Here is an 18,811-nt window from a genome sequence, read left to right on the forward strand (position 1 = left end):
ACTCCTACAAGGTTCGCCCCGAGTGCGAGCACAGGGCAGTAGCTGTCTCCATCGAGGTCGCGGGTCGCGCCGGCATGAGACCGGTCCTCTTGATGACGAAGAGCGGCCCACCGCCCAGTCCGATGGCGATGGGCATCGCGACGAAGGTCGGAGTCCACGATTGTGCGCGACACAGACGACGGTTGTGGTCATCAGTTCGAGGGCGACGCCAGCAAGACAGCCCGACGCGCCAGCAGTGGCGTTGTGATCCACCAGTCCACGCTCCAGAAGTGGACACCGAGCAGCGAAGTCCGGAGGGGCCCAGAATCTAGCGCGTATCCCAGCAATGCGCTCGACGCCTCGTCGCTGGTCCAGATCAGGGGAGGTCGAGTTCCCACTCGCCCCGCTGGGAGACGAAGATCAGCGAAGGGCCAGCCGCGAGCTCCCCTCGGAAGTCGGCATCCCTGCGCTGCTCGCTGACAGCCTCGTACGGTGTCTCTCCACCGCCGATGCCGTCGGCGCCCGAGCGGTACTCCGTCATCGACATGCCGACCCCGGTGTCCGGTTTCACACCCGTGAACGCGCCGCCCGGGCCGTCGTAGAGATACGCGCCGTACCCCGTCCCGGATTCGGGGAGCTGAGGCGCAGAGTCGATGGGGCGAACGGTGACCTCCCAGGCTCCGTCGGCTTCGACGAGCAGTGCCGAGGGCGGCTCGTTCGCCGCCCACCACATCGTCTGGCCGTTGAAGGAAGTCGGGTCAGCTGTGTAGCCCTCGATGCTCGTGTCGAGCAGGATCATCCCGAGCGCGCCCGCGGAATCCTCTGACCACAACGTCAGGGGTGCGCCGCCGTCATAGGCGATGTCGATGATGCCGGAACGTGCCTTGGCGACCTCGGCGGGCAGCTCGACGCGCAGCTCGCCGGTGCCGCTCGACGTGTACTCATCGAACGTTCCGAAAGCCTCGGACGCCCACTCGGCCGAATTGGCCGGGGGTACGAGCGAGGATGACGGGGGAGGTGCGGAGTCTGTTTCCTGATTCTCGACGGGTGTCACCGACGCGCATCCGGTCAGCACAAGGGCTGCTGCGAGCAACGCGATCAAGAGATGAGGACGTGCTCCGGCGCTTCGTCGAGAACTCGCTTCTGGACTTCGGCGCATGCTCTCAGCCTAGAGAAGATGGAGCATCGTGGCGAGAACCGACGTGTCCGCCGGCGCTCGAGAATCGTCGGCTCTCCTTCAGTCCTGGCCTTCCGGCCTTCGTTAGGGTGGCACCGAGCTGCATGGGCAGCAACCGCTCAGGAGAAGATCATGCCGAATCGAGCACACCGCGCCGAGGAAGAATCGCTCGCCGACTTCCTCGCGGATTACACCCCCGTCGAGGCGAAGTTCGCGCTGTCCACCGGCGACACTCCGCTCCTTCGAGCGATGATAAATGCCGATGTGCTCGCCCGTGTCGGCATCGCGGAACGACTCCTCGACGATGGCGCGGATGCAGCGGTCACGCTCGGTTCGGGGCTCAACGCGCTGCACCTGCTCTTCTCGAACCGAGAGCACGACCTCGCCACAGAAGCGGGTCTCGTCGGCCGACTCATCGCGGGCGGCGCCGACCCGAACGCGGTGTCGAAACGCCAGGGGCCTCCACTGCTCGTCATGATCGAATCGGGGATGGCGTCGCTTTCCGGGGTGGGCGCTGTCATCGACGCGATCACAGAGTCGACGACGATCGACCTCGAGGTGCTCGTCAATCGCAAGGGGCGACCACGCAAGACGCTGCGCGACGAGATCGCCAGCACTCCGTGGCACATTCCCGAGGTGAGGGAGCGCTTGGGGATTCCGCAGGATCAGTGAGGGTAGCTGTCACCCTGATCGGAGAGACCAGCCGCGCTCGTAGGAGTCCGACCTCCGTCAGGTGGCGAAATGAGAGCACTTCGGAGGGCGTGACATCTCCCGTTGCTGTCACGGTGTCCCTCGGCGGCTCGCCGTGTGATCCCATGGCGACGGAGGAGATGGCACGGGCACCGCCGAAAGGCTGAATTCAGGCCAAGCGTGGTTCTCCACTCCTCAGCGCCTCGAGGTACCGCCGCGTCATCCTTGTCTGCACACGCCGGGCGATCGGTCCCCCGATGCGCGTGAACCAGCGCCCCGGAGCCGAGAACGCGACGATGCTGAACACAACCGCACCCGTCTCGGTCAAACGGACCTCGAACCGTTCCTCACCCCGCTCCGGATGCCCGGGCAACGTGCCGTACGCGAAGCCGCAGGATGTCGAGGTGCGCTCGGCCCAGACGACGAGGCAGGGTATTCGAAACCGCAGCGGCCCGATGCGCAACCGCATGACCACGCGCGAACCCTTGCGAAGCGGGACATCCGACAGCTGAACGTCCGCTCCCGCTCGGCGCTGCGCCTGTCCTTCGAGCAGCTCGGTTGCTGCCCGCTCGAACGTGCCGCGCCCGTGCCCAATGACGAGCGACTCGCGGACGTGGTGATACCCGCTCGGCAGCCTCTTCTCGGCGGTTGCGCCGACCTCCGCGTAGGTGAGCTCAGACATCGGGCGTCAGTAGTTCGCGGGCTCGTCGACCGCGGCCTCAGAGACGACCGCGGCGATCTGCAGGCCCTCGGTCGCGCTCGTGAACAGCGCCACGATGAGGTCGTCGCCGGCTGGCCAGAGGTCGACGTGCTCGATCGACGTCACCACCAGCTTGTTTGCCACCCAGGAGTCCTTCGCTGGCGCTGCGCCCCGAGGGGCGCCCCATGCCGCGATGAACGCGGACCGCACGTCACTCATCAGGCTGGCGAGGGCCGTCTCTTCGTCGAGCCCGGCCGGCTCCCGCTCCTTGACGATCTCCAGTTCGTGTCCCCAGGCCGCGGTTGTCAACCGCAGTCCATCGAGTCGACGGAAGCGGATGCCGTCGATACGCGGCTCGTAGAGCAGCTTCCGGCAGGCCGAGACAACCGCATCGATGTCGACGGACGGCAGGACGAACGGGGTGGGGTCCGGCTCCGGTGCGGGACCCCCGACCGAAACTTCCAGCTCCTCGCCCTTGACCTCACCGACCCAGGCGGCGAAGGGATCCGGCTTGCGGACCGACCACTTCGGTGGCACGGAGACATCGAACTCCTGCTCGACCCAAGCGCGGAAATCTGAGAGCGCAGCCACCGACTCCACATCGTCGTCGATCGGCGTTTCGCCGATGGAGTAGCTGTTCAGCTCCAGGTAGCCGATGGCCAGGAGGCGGAGGAAGTCGATGGCGTCGTCAGCGACGTAGAGTCGCTCGCCCTCTGAACCGAGGACGACCACGCGCACCTCGTCAGAGGGGTCTCGCCAGAGCGCTGCGAAGCCCCCGGTCCCGTCGGTCTGGCCAAGGGGGAAGAGTCGGTCGTGTCCGTTCTCTCCTGCCTCGAACCATCCGGTGAGCGTCTCGGTGGGGGAGAAGACGATGCCAAGCTCTGCCGTTCCGGCGTACGGGGTCAGGAAGTAGCCGTGCTTGTTCTCGAAGCCCCACCCCTGGGTCTCCATCCACGTCCAGGCCCGTTCGAGGGGGTCCGGGATACTCATCCCCGGCGGGAGCTTCGGTGACAGGAGCTGTGAGAGTTTCGACATGGCTCAAGCATGCCTGCGTCGTTTGAAGGAGTCCGGAGAGCGAAGCTGCGTCCAGACGACGAGAGCCCCGCCCCACACTTCGTGGGACGGGGCAAGATCTCGGCGGGAGCTACGGGCGGAGCAGCACCTTGCCGACACGGCCGGATGCGAGGCTCGCCTCGACCGCAGCCGTGATCTGCTCGAATGGGAACACGTCGGCTACAGGAACGGTCAGCTGACCAGATCCGAGGTGCTGGAGCAGCTCCCCGAAGAGACGCTGCTTGAGGCCGGCGTCGATGGACTGGCTGACCTTGCTGCCCCAGAAGCCGCGCACCGTGGCCTGCTTGAAGATGACGTCACCTGAGGACAGTTCGAGCGTGGGGGACGCCATGGCGCCGAACACGACGAGCTCGCCGTTCTCGGCGAGGAGCGAGAGCACCTCGCCAGCGGACTTGCCGCCCACCGACTCGATGCCGACCTTGATGGGGGCGCCACCTGTGATCTCGGCGACCCGGTCCCGCCAGCCTTCGGAGCTGGTCGCGACGATGCGCTCGATGCCCTGCTCGCGCAGCTCCTCGACGCCCTCGTCACGGCGCACGAGGCCGATGACGTTCACGCCCCGTGCGGCTCCGAGCTGCGCGACCATCCGGCCGACCGCGCCATTCGCGGCGTTCTGAACGAGCCAGTCACCGCGCTCCAGACCAAGCGACTCGAGCAGGCTGATGGCGCTGAAGGGCATCGCGACGAGCTGCGCGGCCGCTTCGTCCGGGACCGAATCCGGTACCGGGACGAGGCCGGCAGCCGGGGTGGTCACGTACTCGGCCCAAGCGCCGAAGGATCCGCCGGTGGCGACCCGCTGACCGACAGCCAGCGAATCGACCTCGGGGCCGAGTGCGTCGACGATTCCGACGGCCTCGGTTCCTGCCCGCGCCGGCAGCTCCGGCTTGAAGCCGTAGGTTCCACGCACCGTCCAGAGGTCGTGGTTGTGGATGGGGGAGAGGAGGATCCGCAGGCGCACCTCGCCGGGGCCGGGCTGCGGAAGCTCGTGATCCTCGACGGTCAGGACGTCCTGGGGCTCTCCGAAAGTGGAGTGGGTGATGGTGCGCATGTTCAGTCCTCCGAGACTGTGATCGTGACGTCGATGTTGCCGCGGGTGGCGTTCGAGTAGGGGCAGACCTGGTGGGCGGCGTCGGCGAGTGCCTGTGCTTCGTCGTGTCCCAGGTTCGGGATCACGACCTCCAGCAGCACGGCGAGCTGAAATCCGCCTTCGCCGTTCGGCCCGATCTGCACTCGGCCGCCGACGCTCGAGTCACGAACATCGACCTTCTTGCCCCTGGCGACGGCGTTCAATGCCGAGTGAAAGCAGGCGGCGTATCCAGCGGCGAAGAGCTGCTCGGGGTTCGCACCGCCGCCTGGTCCGCCCATCTCCTTTGGGATGGCCATCGTGAGGTCGACGGTGCCGTCGCTTGTGACGACGTGACCATCTCGCCCCTGACCGGTCGAGAGCGCTTCCGCGGTGTAGAGCACGTCCACAGCTAGTCCTTCTTTCCTTGTGATTCCGCCTGTGCGGCGGTGGTTTGCATGGTCTCAGTCAGGTGCTGCAGCGTGCGCAGGAGCGCCGCCGCTGATTCCTGGCTGTCGAGGCCGGTCCCCGCTGCGATGCGGGCCGGGATGTGCGAGAGCTGTCCGCGCAGTGCGGTGCCGCGCTCGGCGAGTGTGACCACGACGACTCGTTCGTCGCCTCGACGTCGTTCGCGAGTGATGAGTGCTGCATCAGCCATGCGCTTCAGGAGCGGTGAGAGGGTGCCGGAGTCGAGCTGTAGGAGCTCCCCGAGGGAGCTCACTGATTGCTCGCCGTCGTTCCAGAGGATCACGAGCACGAGGTACTGGGGATACGTGATGCCGACTGGCTCGAGCAGCTTGCGGTAGGCCTGCGTCGTGGCGCGGCTTGCGGCGTAGAGGGAGAAGCAGATCATCTCATCGGTTACCGGCATACAGAAAGCATTGCACACAACTGAATTGTGCACAACTTAATCTCGGAGGGAGATCAGTTCCTCCGCTCGGACGAGCTCTCGCCCTCAGTCATCGCCGTCGAACAGTCCGCCGTCGAGCACCCAGTTGTAGCGCAGGCGGAGCGCGCGCTCTGAGCTCGCCAGCAGGGCAGCGACAAGCAGGGAGACGTTGAGCCACGACGGCAGATGGATCGGCGAGGAGAAGGTGCCGACGCGTTCCGCCACCAGCGGGATGTTCGTCACCTGCTCGACGATCTGGGGGAGTCCGAGCACAAGCGCGACGACGAGCATGCCAAGCGACGCCGCGCCGATGAGGCGGCTCAACCCGGGCCTGGTCTGTCGGAGCCGGGCCCGGCGACCCTCGGCCGAGGCCCCGTCGGGGGTGAGCTGCAGCTCGCTGCCATCCGAGGAGACGAAATGGCAGCGCTTCAGCCCGTACCCGCTTACCGCGACCTCGATGGTGCCGCCCGGCACCTCGAAGATGGCCGGCAGCTTCGAGTGGGCGACGTGGTGCCCGTCCCGGTACAGATCAGCGACGACCTCGCCGTCGGAGTCCCCCCAGAGCTTCACGTTGACCGACCAGAGATGTCGCAGCCCATCGCTCTCCGCGAGCCGCAAGTGGAGGAGCGCGCGCGAGAACGGCTGCCACCAGCGATACCGCCTCAGCGCGTGGCCGTCTCCGGCGGTCACCTTCCCCGCGGCTCGCTTGCGCTTCCATTCGGAGAACATCGGCGACACGATAACAAGGCCGTCTGCGCGACCGGGGAACCGTGACCTGAACGTAGCCGTTCGGCCCGATCCGAGGGGATAGATTGATGGCTCCCCAACACGGAGGAGCGCCTGTGGCCCGCCCGTCGTCGAACAAGCGTCGCAGCCCCGGATCGAGCGGAGCGAAGCGGGTCCGAACGACCCCGCGGGCAGGTAGCGGGAAGACCCGTCCGGCGCGTGTCGGCTCGACGACAGCGAAGCGGAGTCAGCCGCCCCGCCGACAGACCTCATCCGCGCGGACTGCGACGCGTGCGAAGCGTTCGCCGAGCTCGCGCCGCGCGACTCCCTGGTGGACGCAGCCGACGAACGTGACCTCGTCGCTCCGTTATCCCCGCCTCGCGGCGGCCGGCTTCCTGCTGGCCGTCACCGCTGTGACGCTCGTCGCCACGTTCGGAATCCTGTGGCTCTTCGTCCCCGACGTCGCTCGGCGCACCCTCGAGCAGTGCGTCCAGTTCGGGGCAGGCCTTGTGAGTCTCGTCCAGGCGTTGGTCGATGCCCTGACTCGGCTGCTCTGACCGATCGCGGCCTTCGGCTCCCTCGATGTGCTCGTGCGACCGCGAGGGGGTTCGACGAGCGGCTGGCATCAGCGATGGGATGTCCGCAGCTCAGCGCCGAGGACGGATCGCCGCCCCGACTCGGGGCTGAACCGTCGCCCAGGGCAGGCCGCGGAATCGCGAGGCCCACCAGACGAGCGCCGCGGCCGCGATGAGGGCGACGAGGAGGCCAACGACGTGGAGCGCTAGGAGAGCGACGCCGCGCTCCGGCAGCAGGAAGCCGTACGGCACCCACCCGTCAGTCGCCCCTCGCAGCAGCACGACGAGCATCCACAGAAGCGGGTAGGGGAGCACGAGCCAGATACCTCGCCACGGGAGTGGGCGCCGATCTCCGACGAGCAGCCAGTCGAGGACCACGTAGACGGGGAAGACCACGTGCAGGATGGCGCTCACCCAGGGAGGTGCTGAGCCCGTTCCAGGGACGAGGGTGTTGTAGATCACCCCGACGATGATCATGCAGCTTGTCGCGACCGCACGCAGCACGGTGAGCCAGGGCGGTGCCGGGCGGCCGCGGAACGAGAGGGCGCCGGTGGCGATGAGGAGCAGGCTCGTGAACAGGCTCGTCTGATTCGTGAAGTAGCCGAAGAAGTCGAACGGGTTGTCGTCGCCGACCTCGATTCTGCTCGCGTAGGTGAACCCGAGCAGTCCGATGATGCCGAGCCCGACAGCGATCCGCAGCGCAGCGACATGGGCAGGCGCCCTCGCGGTCGTCGTCTTCAGAGTGCTCGTCACCTGCGTCAGCCTAGGGCCGCGCGGCTGACACACGACTGCGACCGGCCCATCTACGATCGGGACCGTGACCGACGACTCCCTCCTTCGCGACGAAGCAGCCCCCGACTCGCCCGAAGCCGGGTTGGCCGATGCCATCGATGAGATCCTCGAGACGGCGACGACGCTGCTTCTCGAGCGTGGCGACGCCGCCGTCGAGGATGGACAGCTCGATCCGGTGTTCCGAGCCCACGTCGTCGGCATCCTCACGGAGGCGTGGACGAGGCTGGCCGGACTCCGCGACTACGGCCACCTGCAAGCGCCCGCCACGATGGATCTGGGCCTCATGCAGGCGACCGCCGATGTCCTCCTGTCGCAGGGATTGCACCCCGCGCAGCCCCTCGTCTCGGCGAACCTGCTGTTCGAGACCGCGCTCCCCGTCTTCGCGGACCGCCTGCCTGTGCCGACCGTGACCGTCGCACTCGTCCTGCACTCGAGTGTCTTCGGCAGGTTCGTCCCCGGTGCGCTTGCCTACGCCGAGACGCTGCGCACCCAGCTCTCCGGCGTCCAGCGAGTCTCCGAGCTCAGGTTGGCTCGCCAGCTTCGCGAGACCGTGCTCCCCTCGCTTGCCGGCGATGACGCTGCCCTCGTGGATGCGATCGCCTGGGATCTCGAACGGCCCGCCCCCGCAGGCTTCCCGGATGCCCTCATGGACTACGCCGCGCATGAGCTGGCTGGCGCGGCTCCCGTCGAGGTCACGGAGATCGGGACCAGGGGAGCAGTATCGGCGCCCGCCGCCGCTGAGCTCCACGCTATCGCCGTCGAGGCGATCCGGAACGCTCGGCGGCACGCAAGGGCAAGCCGGATCGACGTGGTCGTGCTCTGGCGCCCCTCCACGCTGGTGCTCACGGTCACCGATGACGGCACCGGCGCAGCCGCGCCCCTCGAGGAGCTCGCGGCAACCACGTTCGGGGTCGCATCCATGCGTCAGCGCGCCGCGCTGGTGCACGCCCGCATCCGCTTCGAGACGCACGAGACCGGAACGACCGTGACCCTCACCTGCCCGACCACCGCACGTGCGGAGACAGACCGGGAAGCGAACACGGACGCCCGAGCCTGAGGCCCGGGCGTCCGCTTCCGTAGGAGAGGTGAGCCCTACGGTGTCGGCATGCCGCCGTTCACGTTGAGCGTCTCGCCGAGCACATAGCTCGACTCGGGCGACGCGAGGAAGACGTAAGCGGGCGCAAGCTCAGCTGGCTGACCCATGCGGCCGAGCGGCGTGTCCTCGCCGAACTCCTCGACCTTCTCCGGCGGCTGCCCGTCGGTGACCTGCAGTGGCGTCCAGATCGGTCCGGGGGCGACGGCGTTCACGCGGATGCCCTTGGGCGCGAGCTGCTGGGCGAGCGCCTTCGTGAAGGCGTTGATGGTCGCCTTGGTTGACGCGTAGTCGACGAGGATGGCCGCGGGCGAGTAGGCCTGGATGGACGTCGTGTTGATGATCGTCGAACCCGGTGGGAGGTGGGGGATCGCCGCCTTGGAGATCTCGAACATCGCGTAGACGTTGACCTTGAACGTCTCGTCGAACTGCTCGCTCGTGAGCGTCGTGAGGTCTTCGTTGAAGATCTGCTTGCCCGCGTTGTTGACGAGGATGTCGAGTCCGCCCAGCTTCGCGACCGCTGCATCCGCGAGGCCCTTGACGTACTTGTCGTCGGTCAGCTCGCCGGGGAGCTGCACTACGTTGACGCCCGCGTCCTGGGCGATGGCGGTGATCCGGTCTGCGTCCTCCTGCTCCTCGGGCAGGTAGGCGAGCGCGACGTCGGCGCCTTCGCGGGCGAACGCGATGACCGTGGCGGCGCCGATGCCGGAGTCACCGCCAGTCACGAGTGCGCGACGCCCCTTGAGGCGGCCGGATCCCTCGTAGGTGCTCTCGCCGAGGTCCGCGGTGTCACGGAGCTTCGAGTCGAGGCCCGGCTCGGTCTGGTCGTCGGAGTTCGGCGTGATCTCGCTGTAGAGCTTGGTGGGGTCGGTGAAGGTGTACTGATTTGCCATGTTCGTCTCCTGTACGTGGTGTCTGTCGTGGTGTGCGGGCGCCGAGCGGCGGCTAGATCGTCGCGACCGAGCCCGAGTCGACCCGGTAGTTCGAGCCGTTCACGAACGAGGCCCTGTCTGAGCAGAGGAAGGTGATGACGGAGGCGACCTCGCTCGGCTCGCCGCGGCGGCCCAGCTCCATGTACGGTCGCTCCTCGTCGAGGAACGACTCGATCGCCTCGTCGATGTCCGTGCCGAGCTCCTTGGCGCGCTTCTCCATCATCGCGTCGGTCATCGGCGTCGAGATGAAGGCCGGGGAGACCGCGTTCACGAGCAGTCCCTCCGACGCGTAGCTGCGCGAGAGTCCCTTGGAGAGCGCGAGGATGCCGGCCTTCGCCGCGCAGTAGGGGAGCTCATCGTCGTAGGGCTGTACCGCATCCTCGGAGGCGAGGAACACGATCCTGCCCCAGCCGCCCTTGCGGAGCGAGGGGAGGAACTGCCGGACGAGCCGAACGGGACCGAGCAGGTCGATCTCGACGGTCTTCGTCCAGCCCTCGTCGTCGATCTCGTGGAACAGGCCCTGCGCCCCGGTGATCCCCGCGGACTGCACGAGGATGTCGATGTCGCCCACGTGCTCCTGGACGAAGCCGTGCAGCTCGGCGAGCTCATCGAGTCGGGTGATGTCGGCCGCGTGCGCGAACAGCCTGCCTTCCGGCGCCTCGAGCTTGGCGGCCGCCTCCGCGAGCGCGTCCGGGTCCTTGTCGCTCAGGACGACGATCGCGCCCTCGTCGAGCAGCTGCCTGGCGGTCTCCCAGCCGATGCCGGAGTCCCCTCCGGTGATGAGCGCCTTCTTGCCGGTGATGCCGAGATCCATGTGCGTGTCTCCAGTCTTGGTTCGAGAAGTGACGTGCTTGGGGAAGAAGAAGAATGAAGGGGTCACCGCGGGCTTGCGGATGCCCCGAAGAGGTTGGCGGGGCGGCCGTGCCCGACGCCCTCGATGGCGAAGATCGAGCCGCTGAGTGGTGCATCGACGAGGTCGCTCTCGGTGAGGTTCTCGCGCGCCGTTCCGACGAACAGCGTCGAGAGCCCGTCGCCACCGAAGGCGACCGACGTGACGTTCGGCGCCGGAAGGGTGAGGTCAGCCAGCGGCGACGCGCTGGCGTCCCAGTGCGCCACGCGTCCAGCACCGTAGATGCCGTTCCAGAAGGAGCCGTCGACGTCCCTGGCCAGCCCGTCCGAGTTTCGCCCGTGGATGAACGGCTCCAGCTCGCCGAGGTCGTCGGGGCCAGGGCCGTAGCTCGCCCGGTAGACGGTCTGCGTCGACGTATCGGTCACGAAGATCGTGTCGCCGGAGTCGCTCCACTCGAGGCCGTTCGTCGTGTGGAACCCGCCGAGGAGCAGTCGGACGGTGCCGTCGGCGTCGAAGGTGTACAGGGCTCCATCTGCGGCGGGCGACGTGGTGTTCATCGACCCGACGACAAAGCGACCGAACGGGTCTACTTTGCCCTCGTTGAAGCGGATGCCACCGTGGGAGTGCACGACGGAGGCGATGGTCTTCTGCAGCTCCCCGTCCGGCCCGAGCACGACGATGCGGTCCTGGAGCGATGCCACGAAGCCACCGCCGGCGGCCGGTTGCACGGCGCTGACTGGGGCGGGGAGAGCGGACACTCGGTCGGCGCTGCCGTCGCGTGCACCGTCGAGCCTCGCCCGATGGAAGGTGCCCATCGTGATGTCCACCCAGGCGAGTTCGGAGGTGCGAGCATCCCACCAGATGCTCTCGACGAGCACCGAGCGCAGCTCGCGGAAGATGGTCGGTTCACTGGTCATCTGTGGCTTCTTCCGGTGCGAGCTGTCTGATCATGAGCGCGGCGTTGATGAGCGCCAGGTGGCTGAGTCCCTGCGGGAGGTTGCCCCAGAAGGCGCCGTCGCCGGTGGCGATCATCTCGGAGAGCAGCCCGACGTCGTTGGTCTGCTCGACGAGCTCGTCCATTGCCGCGATCGCCTCCGAGGAACGGCCGACGCAGGCGAGCGCCGAGACCCGCCAGAAAGCGCAGGCGACGAAGGTGTGCTCTTCGCTGGCGACTCCCGAGTACCGGTAGAGGAGAGCGCCGTGGCCGAGTTCCCTGCTCAGGGCGTCGATGGTGGACGACATGCGCGCACCGCGGTCGAAGCCGCTGGGCGCGTGGAGCAGCACGGAGGCGTCGAGGCGATCCGAGCCGGGATGCATGACGTAGCTGCCGAGCTCCTCAGACCAGCAGTGCTCCAGCGTCCACGCTCGGATGCGGTCCCGTTCCGCTCGCCAGCGATCGACGTCTCCTTCGATGTGCGCGCCCTCCGCGAGCGCGATCGCGTCGTTGAGCGCCTGCCAGCACCCCATCTTTGAGGAGGTGTAGTGCTGTTCGTCACCGAGCTCCCACATTCCTGCGTCTCGCTTGCGCCAGTCGTCACAGGCCTTGTCGGCGACCTTGGCGAGGAGTCGTGCGGTTTCGACGTCGAGGAGATTGCCGTCGTCGACGTAGGTGCGGCTGATGGCGATGAGGTCGCCGTAGATGCCGAGCTGCAGCTGCCCTTGCGCGGGGTTTCCCGTCACGACGGGGCTGTTGCCGCGCCATCCGGGGACGTCGTACTTCTCGACGCCCGCGCACGTCTCGCCGTTGAGCGTGTACATGACGTAGATATCCGGGCCCTGCTCGCGGATGGTGCGCAGCAGCCAGGAGATCGCCGCGTGCGTCTCCTCCCTGAGGCCGAACCAGACGAGTGCGTGGGCGGTGTAGGCGAGGTCGCGGATCCAGGCGAACCTGTAGTCCCAGTTCTTGCCGCCGGCTGGGTTCTCGGGAAGCGACGATGTCCCCGCCGCGGCGATAGCCCCTGTGGGGCTGTAGATGAGGAGCTTCAGCGCCAGCGCGCTGCGCTGGACCTGCCGGGACCATGGGCCGTCGTAGGAGAACTCCTTGGACCAGCTCAGCCAGCTCTCGATGGTTCGGTCGATGCCCTTGTCGACGTTCTCCGGCTCTGGAACGCGGAGGGGCTCCCCCTCGGTTGCGGTCAGGACCAGCAGGTGTCGCGAGTCGGGCACGGTCGTGAACCCGCCTCGGAGCTCGGCCTCCTCCGTGCCGCTGCGCGGGTCTGCGCTCTCGGGGCCGTGCTCGCTGCCGACGACGGCGAGGGAGAGCTCGCCGCAGCGGATGATGGTGTTCCGACCGACGCGGTCGAGCCACGGGGACCTGGTGCCGAGCATCGTCCCGGGAACGACGCGCCAGGTGAACTCGACGCTGCCTTCGATGCCGTCGACTCGCCGGGCGAACTCGGCCCAGGGGAGGCGCCCGGCGACGCCCGTGACCATGGCGTCGGTGACGCGTGCCACACCGCTCTCGCTCGTGTAGGTGGTCTCGAGCACGTTGGTCTGCTCGATGTACCGCCTCGTGGACGTGAAGTCGCCCGCGGGGGTCAGCTCGACGTACCCGCCCTTCTTGTCGTCGAGGAGGCGCGCGAAGACGGGGAGCGAGTCGAGGTTGGGCAGCGGCAGCCAGTCGACGCGTCCATCGGGCGTGACGAGGGCGATGGTGCGCCCGTCGCCGATGGCGGCGTAGTCGAGAAGGGGGAATCCGGGGGGAGTCTGCGTCATGAGGGTCACGACGCTACGGGAAGGCTCGGTCTGCTCCGTGGGAGTTTCCTCCGCGTGCCTGAGCGCCTGCCGCTACTCGGGAGCGCGTACGGTTATCGGCTCGCTCGCCTGGTGTCAACCCTCCTGTGACCTCACGGTCGGCGTGCGTAGCGTGCTGTTGACCAGGGAGTGCAGCATCCCGCCGTTGGGTTTGGCTGGAGGGAGACAGGATGCTCGAGTTCATGGGCAGGATCGGGGTCGACGCCGACTTCTGGGACGGCAGCGCCCGGCTCCTCGCGGCCGCCGAGGAGTGCGCAGGGGACGCCTCGCAGATGCTCGGCGTCCTGCGCGAGCTCCCTTCCGTCCCGGTGCCTGGACGCGGTCGCACTCGCTCGCTGCTGCATCTGATGTCGAGCATCGCCGCGATCGATCTCACAGCCGCCCGTGTCGTCGAGCCGCACTTCGACGCCGCAGCGATCCTTGCGCAGGCGGGCGCGGAAGTCGGACGCGGTGAGGTCTGGGGCGTCTTCGCTTCAGCGTCGCCGGTGGCTGTCCGATGGGTTCCGGAAGCGGACTCGCACAGCGTCGCCGAGGGTGCCGACGCTGAGCTGACCGGCGCCAAGCGCTGGTGCTCGCTCGCAGCGAAACTGGATCGCGCCCTCGTCACTGCGTCGGATTCGACGGGGGAGTGGATGTTCGTGGTCGACCTCCGGCAGGCGGCTGTGGTGCCGCGCGAAGGCGGGGCCCCCTTGACCGGCCTCCGTGGAGTGCCGAGCGGGCCGGTCGATCTCCACTCGGCCTCTGCGAGAGCCGTAGGGGACGACGCCGGCTGGTACACCTCGCGTCCGGGGTTCGCTTGGGGTGGGATCGCGGTCGCTGCCGTGTGGTTCGGGGGAGCGGTGGCCCTCGGGCGTGCGCTTGAACGTGCTGTGGGCGGCAGGGAACCGGACCAGCTCGGGCTCGCCTGGCTCGGTGAGGCGGATCGTCTGCTGCACGGCGTCCAGGTGCAGCTCGACGACGCCGCCGACCGCATCGACGCGGGGAGCGCCGACTGGGCGCTTGCTCAACGGGTGCGCGGGAACACCGCCTCCGCCTGCTGGCGCCTGCTGGCAGTCTGCGGAGAGGCCATGGGGCCTGGCCCTCTCGCCTTCGACGCCGCGCACGCACGACGGGTCGCCGACCTCACCATGTACCTCAGTCAGCATCACGGAGCCCGCGACGATGCAGCTCACGGGCAGCAGCTCGCGGCCGCACTGCACCGCTCCTCCGAAGCCCCATCGAGATCGGGGGTCGGCTCGTGATCGGCGCCGCTTCGGTGGAGTTCACGCATCTGGACACGGGGACACCAGAGGCAGCCTGGAGGGAAGCCGGTATCGAGCACCTGCCGACCCTCGCGCTCGAAGATAACCTCGGCCCGGAGACGCTGCTCATCGTCGGAGCCGCGCACCCCGACGACGAGTGCCTCGGCGCCGCTGGCCTCATCCGCAGGGCACTCGCGGCCGGAGCGGCCGTGCGCGTCCTGCTGTGCACCTGGGGCGAGGCCTCGCACCCGGCCTCGCCGAGCGTCCAGCCACCGGCGCTCGCCGAGCTGAGACGGGCAGAGTTCCACGAGGCACTGAGACGGCTGCGCACGAGTCCTTCCCCTGGTTGCGAGAGCACCGGTGGGCAGCGTGGCTCCATCGAGTCGATCGAGCTCGGTCTCGGCGACGGCCACCTCTCGGAGTCCACCGACCTCATCGCAGAGGCCGCAGCGACGATCGTCCGGGAATCGCCGGCACAGCGTGTCGTCGTCGCGGCCCCCTACCGGCGAGACGGGCACACGGACCACGACACCGTCGGTGCCGCGCTCGCGCGGGCCGCCGCCGAGTCTGGCGCGCTGCTCCTCGAGTTCCCGATCTGGTTCTGGCACTGGGCACATCCCGCGCGCGACAGCGAGTGGCGTCACTGGATGCGGCTTCCGCTCTCACCGGGGGAGACCGATGCCAAGGCGGACGCCCTCGAGGCGCATACCTCGCAGCTGCACGCGCTGTCCGACGCGATCGGCGACGAGACGGTGCTCGGGGCCAGCCAGCTCGAGCATTTCTCGAGGAGCTACGAGGTCTTCCGGGTGACGGCGAGCGCGATGCGCGACGCCGGCTCGGCGAGTCGCGCGTTCGACGGCGTCCATGCAGACGCGGACGACCCGTGGGACCTCCGATCCAGCTGGTACGAGCGGCGCAAGCTCGGCCTCACGGTCGGCATGCTGCCCGACGAGACGTACCGGCGTGCGCTCGAGATCGGCTGCTCCATCGGTGAGAGCACGGCGGCGCTCGCTGAGCGGTGCGATCACCTCCTGGCCGTCGACGCGAGCGCCACCGCCCTCGGTCTCGCCGCGGCGAGACTCGCAGCTCGCACGGGCGTGGACCTGGCCCATGCGACCCTGCCGCACGAGTGGGACAGCCTCGGCATCGGAGCCGGCCAGCTCGATCTCGTGGTCGTTTCCGAGACCGGCTACTACCTGGCGGAGGACGAGCTCTGCGAGCTCCTCGCCAACTCCCGCCGAGCCCTCTCACCGAGCGGCGTGCTCGTGCTCTGCCACTGGCGTGGTCCGATCGACGGCTGGCCGCTCGACGGCGATCGAGTGCACGCACTCGCAGCACGACTCGGCATGCGCAGCCTCGCCTCCTATTCGCAGGACGAGACCCTCATCGATATCTACGAGAACGGGATGCCGCCGGGCGGTGGTTCCTGCTTCGCTTCGGGCGCACAGCAGTGGGCGAGCGCGGCCGGATGACGATCGCGAGTCCGGTGAGCGACCCGGCGACCGGTGAGGGGAGCTCGCGAACGCCCATCCGCGACCTGCGGATCGTCGTGCCCGCCCGCGATGAAGCCGAGACGCTCGCTGAGTGCCTCGACGCGTTGACCGTCGCGATGGACTCGATGCGTTGTGCGGGCGCAGGCGTGCGGGTGCAGCTTGTGCTCGTCCTCGACAGCTGCCGCGACGCGAGCGCGCGGATCGCGGCACGAGCTGCCGAGCGCGACCCCCGCATCCACGTGATCGAGGGTCTGCACGGCTCTGTCGGCAAAGCCAGACGAACGGGGGTGAGCGTCGCGCTCAGCCTCATCTCCGAGGGCGACCCCACAGCCGGCGACCCGACCTCGACGTGGATCTCTTCCACCGATGCCGACTCCGCCGTGCCGCCGGGCTGGCTGCTCTCGCAGCTCGAGTTCGCCGACGCAGGCACCGACCTCCTGCTGGGGACGGTGAACGTCGAACCGCAGACGGATGCGCCGCACATCGAGGCCAGGTGGCGACGGGACTACTCGAGTATCGAAGGGCACCCGCACATCCACGGAGCGAATCTCGGCGTCCGGGCCTCGGCCTACCTCGCCGCCGGCGGATTCCCTCCGCTGCGGGAACACGAGGACACCGGCCTCGCCGCCGCCGTCACCGCGTGCGGCTTCGCCGTGCACTCGACGGCCAGCTCACCCGTCCTGACCTCGGCGCGGCCACGCGGACGCACGCCGGGCGGTTTCGCTGGATATCTCGAAGACCTGTACGCCCCGAATCTCGAGCCACGAGACAATCGGGACACGGCAATCGAGAGGAGCAGGGCATGACAACGGCACGCGGATTCGACCACGACGTCTACGCGGGGTATCTCAACGCGCACCTCCTGGCCTCGGAAGCGGGGCTGCGCGCATTCAAGTCAGCGAAGGCGACGTGGGCCGGATCGCCGCACGAGCAGACGATGCGGCTGCTCATCGCCCACATCGCGGCTGACCGCCGGGACCTCGCATCGCTCATCGACCAGCTCGGCTACCGCGAGTCGTTCCTGAAGCTCTGGCTCACGAATGCGGCGCGCGTGGCCGGAACGTTCAACCCGGTGAACATCCTCCGCCTCAGGCAGCGCCCGAGCACGCAGCTCGAACTCGACACCCTCACCGGCATGGTGCGCGCGAAGCTCTCGATGTGGGAGGCGCTCATCGCCGTGCAACCCCGGGACCCGCGACTCGTGCTCTCCGGATTGCAGGAACTCGAAGCCCGTGCGCACACCCAGATCGAGCTCATCCAGAGCATCAGCCGCGACTCTGTCGAGGAACGATTCCTCGAGCAGGACCCGCGGGCAGGTGCTGGGTGGTGAGCCGCCGGGCGGTCGTCGTCGGGGCGGGCCCGAACGGGCTCACAGCTGCGGCGCTCCTTGCGACGCGCGGCGTCGAGGTCACCGTGTACGAGCGCGACGCCCAGATCGGCGGAGCAGCGAGGTCTGCCGAGCTGTTCGGGCCTGGTTTCGTGAGCGACCTCGGGGCCGCGGCGCATCCCTTCGGCGTCGCGAGCCCGGCGTTTCGCGAGCTCCAACTCGAGCAGAACGGGCTCGAATGGGTGCAGCCCGAGATCCCGATGGCGCACCCCCTGCCGGGCGGCCGCGCGGCGATGCTGCACAGGGACATCGAACGCACGGTTCAGGAGCTCGGCGTCGACGGTCCCAGCTGGCGGCGCCTGCACGAGCACTTCTCGCACCATCCTTTCGAGACGGTGGAGAACACGATGGGTCCGCTCCTTCGAGTCCCCCCGCATCCCGTCGACATGGCGCGGCTCGGGGTCTTGGGGGCGCTCCCGGCGGCGATGCTCGCGAACCTCGTCTTCCGAAGCGGCGCAGCCAAGGCGCTCCTCGCCGGTTCCTCGGCGCACGCGACGCTGCCGCTCACTCGGCCGCTGACATCGGCGTTCGGCATCGCCTTCGGAGCCCTCGGCCACAGCACCGGGTGGCCCGTGGCGAAGGGCGGCTCGGCGAGCATCACGGATGCACTCGCCAGAGTGCTGCTCGCCAACGGCGGACGCATCGAGACCAATGCAGAGGTCACCGACCTCCGCGACCTCCCGCGGGCAGACGCCGTCCTCCTCGACCTCACACCGAAGCAGATCCTCCGCATCGCCCCGGAGCAGCTGGAGTCGCGCTACGCCGCTCACCTCGCACGATGGAAGTACGGGGCTGGTGTGCACAAGATCGACTACCTGCTCGACGGACCCGTGCCGTGGGAGGACGCGCGGGTCGCGTCCGCCGGCACCGTGCACGTCGGCGGGGAGTTCCGGCAGATCATCGAGGCCGAACGCGACATCAACCGTGGGCGCATGCCGGAGAAGCCGTTTGTCATGGTCACGCAGCAATCCGCTTCCGACGCGAGCAGGACACACGATGGCAGGCAGGTCCTCTGGTCGTACGCGCACGTACCGAACGGCACAGCGCTCGACGTGCGCCCAGCCCTTGAAGCGCAGATCGAACGCTTCGCGCCCGGCTTCGCAGACGTCGTCCTCGAACGTCGAGAGTGGTCGCCGAGCGCGCTCGAAGCGTGGAACCCGAACCTGGTGGGCGGTGATATCGGCGGCGGCTCGATGGCGGGCACGCAGCAGCTGTTCCGGCCGGCGCCCTCGCTGCATCCCTACCGCGCCGGACGACGGGGACTCTACGTGTGCTCGTCGTCGACGCCGCCTGGGGGCGGGGTCCACGGCATGCCCGGCATGCACGCTGCACGCGCTGTGCTGCGCGATTGGGCACGGCGCGACTGAGCCGTCGGCGCCTCCCGCTACGGTGGACG

At 68.4% G+C, this 18,811-nt stretch carries 20 protein-coding genes; 8 read left to right on the forward strand and 12 right to left on the reverse strand.

The annotated features are described in order from the left end of the window. Positions 1-355: 355 nt before the first annotated feature. Positions 356-1,072 (reverse strand): hypothetical protein, encoded by a 717-nt coding sequence (locus ITJ67_RS05230; protein ID WP_194676986.1) that lies wholly within the window; start codon positions 1,070-1,072, stop codon positions 356-358. A 216-nt stretch (positions 1,073-1,288) separates the two neighbouring features. Here ITJ67_RS05230 and ITJ67_RS05235 point away from each other — a divergent pair, with 216 nt between their 5' ends. Further along, positions 1,289-1,828: a hypothetical protein gene (locus ITJ67_RS05235; protein WP_194676987.1), complete on the forward strand. Its 540-nt coding sequence runs from the start codon at positions 1,289-1,291 to the stop codon at positions 1,826-1,828. Between the two features lie 187 nt (positions 1,829-2,015). On the opposite strand, the gene ITJ67_RS05240 is transcribed toward ITJ67_RS05235, so the two are convergent. From ITJ67_RS05240 to ITJ67_RS05265, 6 genes are all read right to left on the reverse strand, one after another. Continuing rightward, complete coding sequence (locus tag ITJ67_RS05240) at positions 2,016-2,528, reverse strand: DUF1990 family protein (RefSeq protein WP_194676988.1); 513 nt, start codon at positions 2,526-2,528, stop codon at positions 2,016-2,018. A gap of 6 nt (positions 2,529-2,534) precedes the next feature. Next, on the reverse strand, positions 2,535-3,581 hold the full coding sequence (locus tag ITJ67_RS05245) for a hypothetical protein (RefSeq protein ID WP_194676989.1): 1,047 nt from the start codon (positions 3,579-3,581) through the stop codon (positions 2,535-2,537). A 109-nt stretch (positions 3,582-3,690) separates the two neighbouring features. Then, on the reverse strand, positions 3,691-4,668 hold the full coding sequence (locus tag ITJ67_RS05250; RefSeq protein ID WP_160071921.1) for a zinc-binding dehydrogenase: 978 nt from the start codon (positions 4,666-4,668) through the stop codon (positions 3,691-3,693). Between the two features lie 2 nt (positions 4,669-4,670). Beyond that, positions 4,671-5,093, reverse strand: coding sequence for an organic hydroperoxide resistance protein (locus tag ITJ67_RS05255; protein ID WP_160071920.1), 423 nt, complete (start codon positions 5,091-5,093; stop codon positions 4,671-4,673). A 2-nt stretch (positions 5,094-5,095) separates the two neighbouring features. Then, positions 5,096-5,554: a MarR family winged helix-turn-helix transcriptional regulator gene (locus ITJ67_RS05260; RefSeq protein ID WP_194676990.1), complete on the reverse strand. Its 459-nt coding sequence runs from the start codon at positions 5,552-5,554 to the stop codon at positions 5,096-5,098. 84 nt (positions 5,555-5,638) lie between these two features. Next, positions 5,639-6,301, reverse strand: a complete 663-nt coding sequence (locus tag ITJ67_RS05265) for a hypothetical protein (protein WP_194676991.1) — start codon at positions 6,299-6,301, stop codon at positions 5,639-5,641. Positions 6,302-6,648: 347 nt separating this feature from the next. On the opposite strand from ITJ67_RS05265, the gene ITJ67_RS05270 reads away from it, so the two are divergent. After that, complete coding sequence (locus tag ITJ67_RS05270) at positions 6,649-6,855, forward strand: hypothetical protein (RefSeq protein WP_160071918.1); 207 nt, start codon at positions 6,649-6,651, stop codon at positions 6,853-6,855. Positions 6,856-6,945: 90 nt separating this feature from the next. Here ITJ67_RS05270 and ITJ67_RS05275 read toward each other — a convergent pair whose 3' ends face one another. After that, positions 6,946-7,626, reverse strand: coding sequence for a Pr6Pr family membrane protein (locus ITJ67_RS05275; RefSeq protein WP_160071917.1), 681 nt, complete (start codon positions 7,624-7,626; stop codon positions 6,946-6,948). Positions 7,627-7,690: 64 nt separating this feature from the next. Here ITJ67_RS05275 and ITJ67_RS05280 point away from each other — a divergent pair, with 64 nt between their 5' ends. Continuing rightward, complete coding sequence (locus ITJ67_RS05280) at positions 7,691-8,722, forward strand: sensor histidine kinase (protein WP_194676993.1); 1,032 nt, start codon at positions 7,691-7,693, stop codon at positions 8,720-8,722. 35 nt (positions 8,723-8,757) lie between these two features. Here the strand turns inward: ITJ67_RS05280 and ITJ67_RS05285 are convergent, their stop codons facing one another. The 4 genes from ITJ67_RS05285 to ITJ67_RS05300 all read right to left on the reverse strand — a co-directional run bounded on the left by ITJ67_RS05285 (position 8,758) and on the right by ITJ67_RS05300 (position 13,255). Continuing rightward, a complete protein-coding gene (locus tag ITJ67_RS05285; protein ID WP_194676994.1) occupies positions 8,758-9,651 on the reverse strand; it encodes an SDR family oxidoreductase in 894 nt (297 codons plus the stop codon). A 52-nt stretch (positions 9,652-9,703) separates the two neighbouring features. Next, positions 9,704-10,504 (reverse strand): SDR family NAD(P)-dependent oxidoreductase, encoded by an 801-nt coding sequence (locus ITJ67_RS05290; RefSeq protein WP_194676995.1) that lies wholly within the window; start codon positions 10,502-10,504, stop codon positions 9,704-9,706. Between the two features lie 62 nt (positions 10,505-10,566). After that, a complete protein-coding gene (locus ITJ67_RS05295; protein WP_194676996.1) occupies positions 10,567-11,457 on the reverse strand; it encodes an SMP-30/gluconolactonase/LRE family protein in 891 nt (296 codons plus the stop codon). After that, complete coding sequence (locus ITJ67_RS05300; RefSeq protein ID WP_194676997.1) at positions 11,447-13,255, reverse strand: glycoside hydrolase family 15 protein; 1,809 nt, start codon at positions 13,253-13,255, stop codon at positions 11,447-11,449. The genes ITJ67_RS05295 and ITJ67_RS05300 overlap by 11 nt, the downstream gene beginning before the upstream one ends. Positions 13,256-13,464: 209 nt before the next feature. On the opposite strand from ITJ67_RS05300, the gene ITJ67_RS05305 reads away from it, so the two are divergent. Genes ITJ67_RS05305 through ITJ67_RS05325 form a run of 5 tightly spaced genes read left to right on the forward strand, consistent with a single transcriptional unit; the run spans position 13,465 to position 18,782 of the window. Continuing rightward, positions 13,465-14,535: an acyl-CoA/acyl-ACP dehydrogenase gene (locus tag ITJ67_RS05305; protein WP_194676998.1), complete on the forward strand. Its 1,071-nt coding sequence runs from the start codon at positions 13,465-13,467 to the stop codon at positions 14,533-14,535. After that, positions 14,532-16,007, forward strand: coding sequence for a bifunctional PIG-L family deacetylase/class I SAM-dependent methyltransferase (locus tag ITJ67_RS05310; protein WP_323741395.1), 1,476 nt, complete (start codon positions 14,532-14,534; stop codon positions 16,005-16,007). Before ITJ67_RS05305 ends, ITJ67_RS05310 begins: the two co-directional genes overlap by 4 nt. Continuing rightward, the gene (locus ITJ67_RS05315; protein WP_194676999.1) at positions 16,004-16,834 is read left to right on the forward strand and encodes a glycosyltransferase; all 831 of its coding nucleotides are present in this window, start codon (positions 16,004-16,006) and stop codon (positions 16,832-16,834) included. The genes ITJ67_RS05310 and ITJ67_RS05315 overlap by 4 nt, the downstream gene beginning before the upstream one ends. Continuing rightward, a complete protein-coding gene (locus ITJ67_RS05320; protein WP_194677000.1) occupies positions 16,831-17,358 on the forward strand; it encodes a hypothetical protein in 528 nt (175 codons plus the stop codon). Before ITJ67_RS05315 ends, ITJ67_RS05320 begins: the two co-directional genes overlap by 4 nt. Continuing rightward, positions 17,355-18,782: a phytoene desaturase family protein gene (locus ITJ67_RS05325; RefSeq protein WP_194677001.1), complete on the forward strand. Its 1,428-nt coding sequence runs from the start codon at positions 17,355-17,357 to the stop codon at positions 18,780-18,782. The genes ITJ67_RS05320 and ITJ67_RS05325 overlap by 4 nt, the downstream gene beginning before the upstream one ends. Positions 18,783-18,811 lie beyond the last annotated feature (29 nt).

It is taken from the genome of Pseudoclavibacter sp. VKM Ac-2867 (assembly GCF_015351275.1).
Taxonomy (GTDB): Bacteria; Actinomycetota; Actinomycetes; order Actinomycetales; family Microbacteriaceae; genus Pseudoclavibacter.

Excerpts from the sequence above, each read along its gene's own strand:
- ITJ67_RS05285 (WP_194676994.1), bottom strand. The coding sequence starts at position 9,651 with ATGGCAAATCAGTACACCTTCACCGACCCCACCAAGCTCTACAGCGAG.
- ITJ67_RS05290 (WP_194676995.1), bottom strand. The coding sequence starts at position 10,504 with ATGGATCTCGGCATCACCGGCAAGAAGGCGCTCATCACCGGAGGGGAC.
- ITJ67_RS05250 (WP_160071921.1), bottom strand. The coding sequence starts at position 4,668 with ATGCGCACCATCACCCACTCCACTTTCGGAGAGCCCCAGGACGTCCTG.
- ITJ67_RS05260 (WP_194676990.1), bottom strand. The coding sequence starts at position 5,554 with ATGCCGGTAACCGATGAGATGATCTGCTTCTCCCTCTACGCCGCAAGC.
- ITJ67_RS05295 (WP_194676996.1), bottom strand. The coding sequence starts at position 11,457 with ATGACCAGTGAACCGACCATCTTCCGCGAGCTGCGCTCGGTGCTCGTC.
- ITJ67_RS05300 (WP_194676997.1), bottom strand. The coding sequence starts at position 13,255 with ATGACGCAGACTCCCCCCGGATTCCCCCTTCTCGACTACGCCGCCATC.
- ITJ67_RS05240 (WP_194676988.1), bottom strand. The coding sequence starts at position 2,528 with ATGTCTGAGCTCACCTACGCGGAGGTCGGCGCAACCGCCGAGAAGAGG.
- ITJ67_RS05235 (WP_194676987.1), top strand. The coding sequence starts at position 1,289 with ATGCCGAATCGAGCACACCGCGCCGAGGAAGAATCGCTCGCCGACTTC.
- ITJ67_RS05320 (WP_194677000.1), top strand. The coding sequence starts at position 16,831 with ATGACAACGGCACGCGGATTCGACCACGACGTCTACGCGGGGTATCTC.
- ITJ67_RS05315 (WP_194676999.1), top strand. The coding sequence starts at position 16,004 with ATGACGATCGCGAGTCCGGTGAGCGACCCGGCGACCGGTGAGGGGAGC.
- ITJ67_RS05305 (WP_194676998.1), top strand. The coding sequence starts at position 13,465 with ATGCTCGAGTTCATGGGCAGGATCGGGGTCGACGCCGACTTCTGGGAC.
- ITJ67_RS05265 (WP_194676991.1), bottom strand. The coding sequence starts at position 6,301 with ATGTTCTCCGAATGGAAGCGCAAGCGAGCCGCGGGGAAGGTGACCGCC.
- ITJ67_RS05245 (WP_194676989.1), bottom strand. The coding sequence starts at position 3,581 with ATGTCGAAACTCTCACAGCTCCTGTCACCGAAGCTCCCGCCGGGGATG.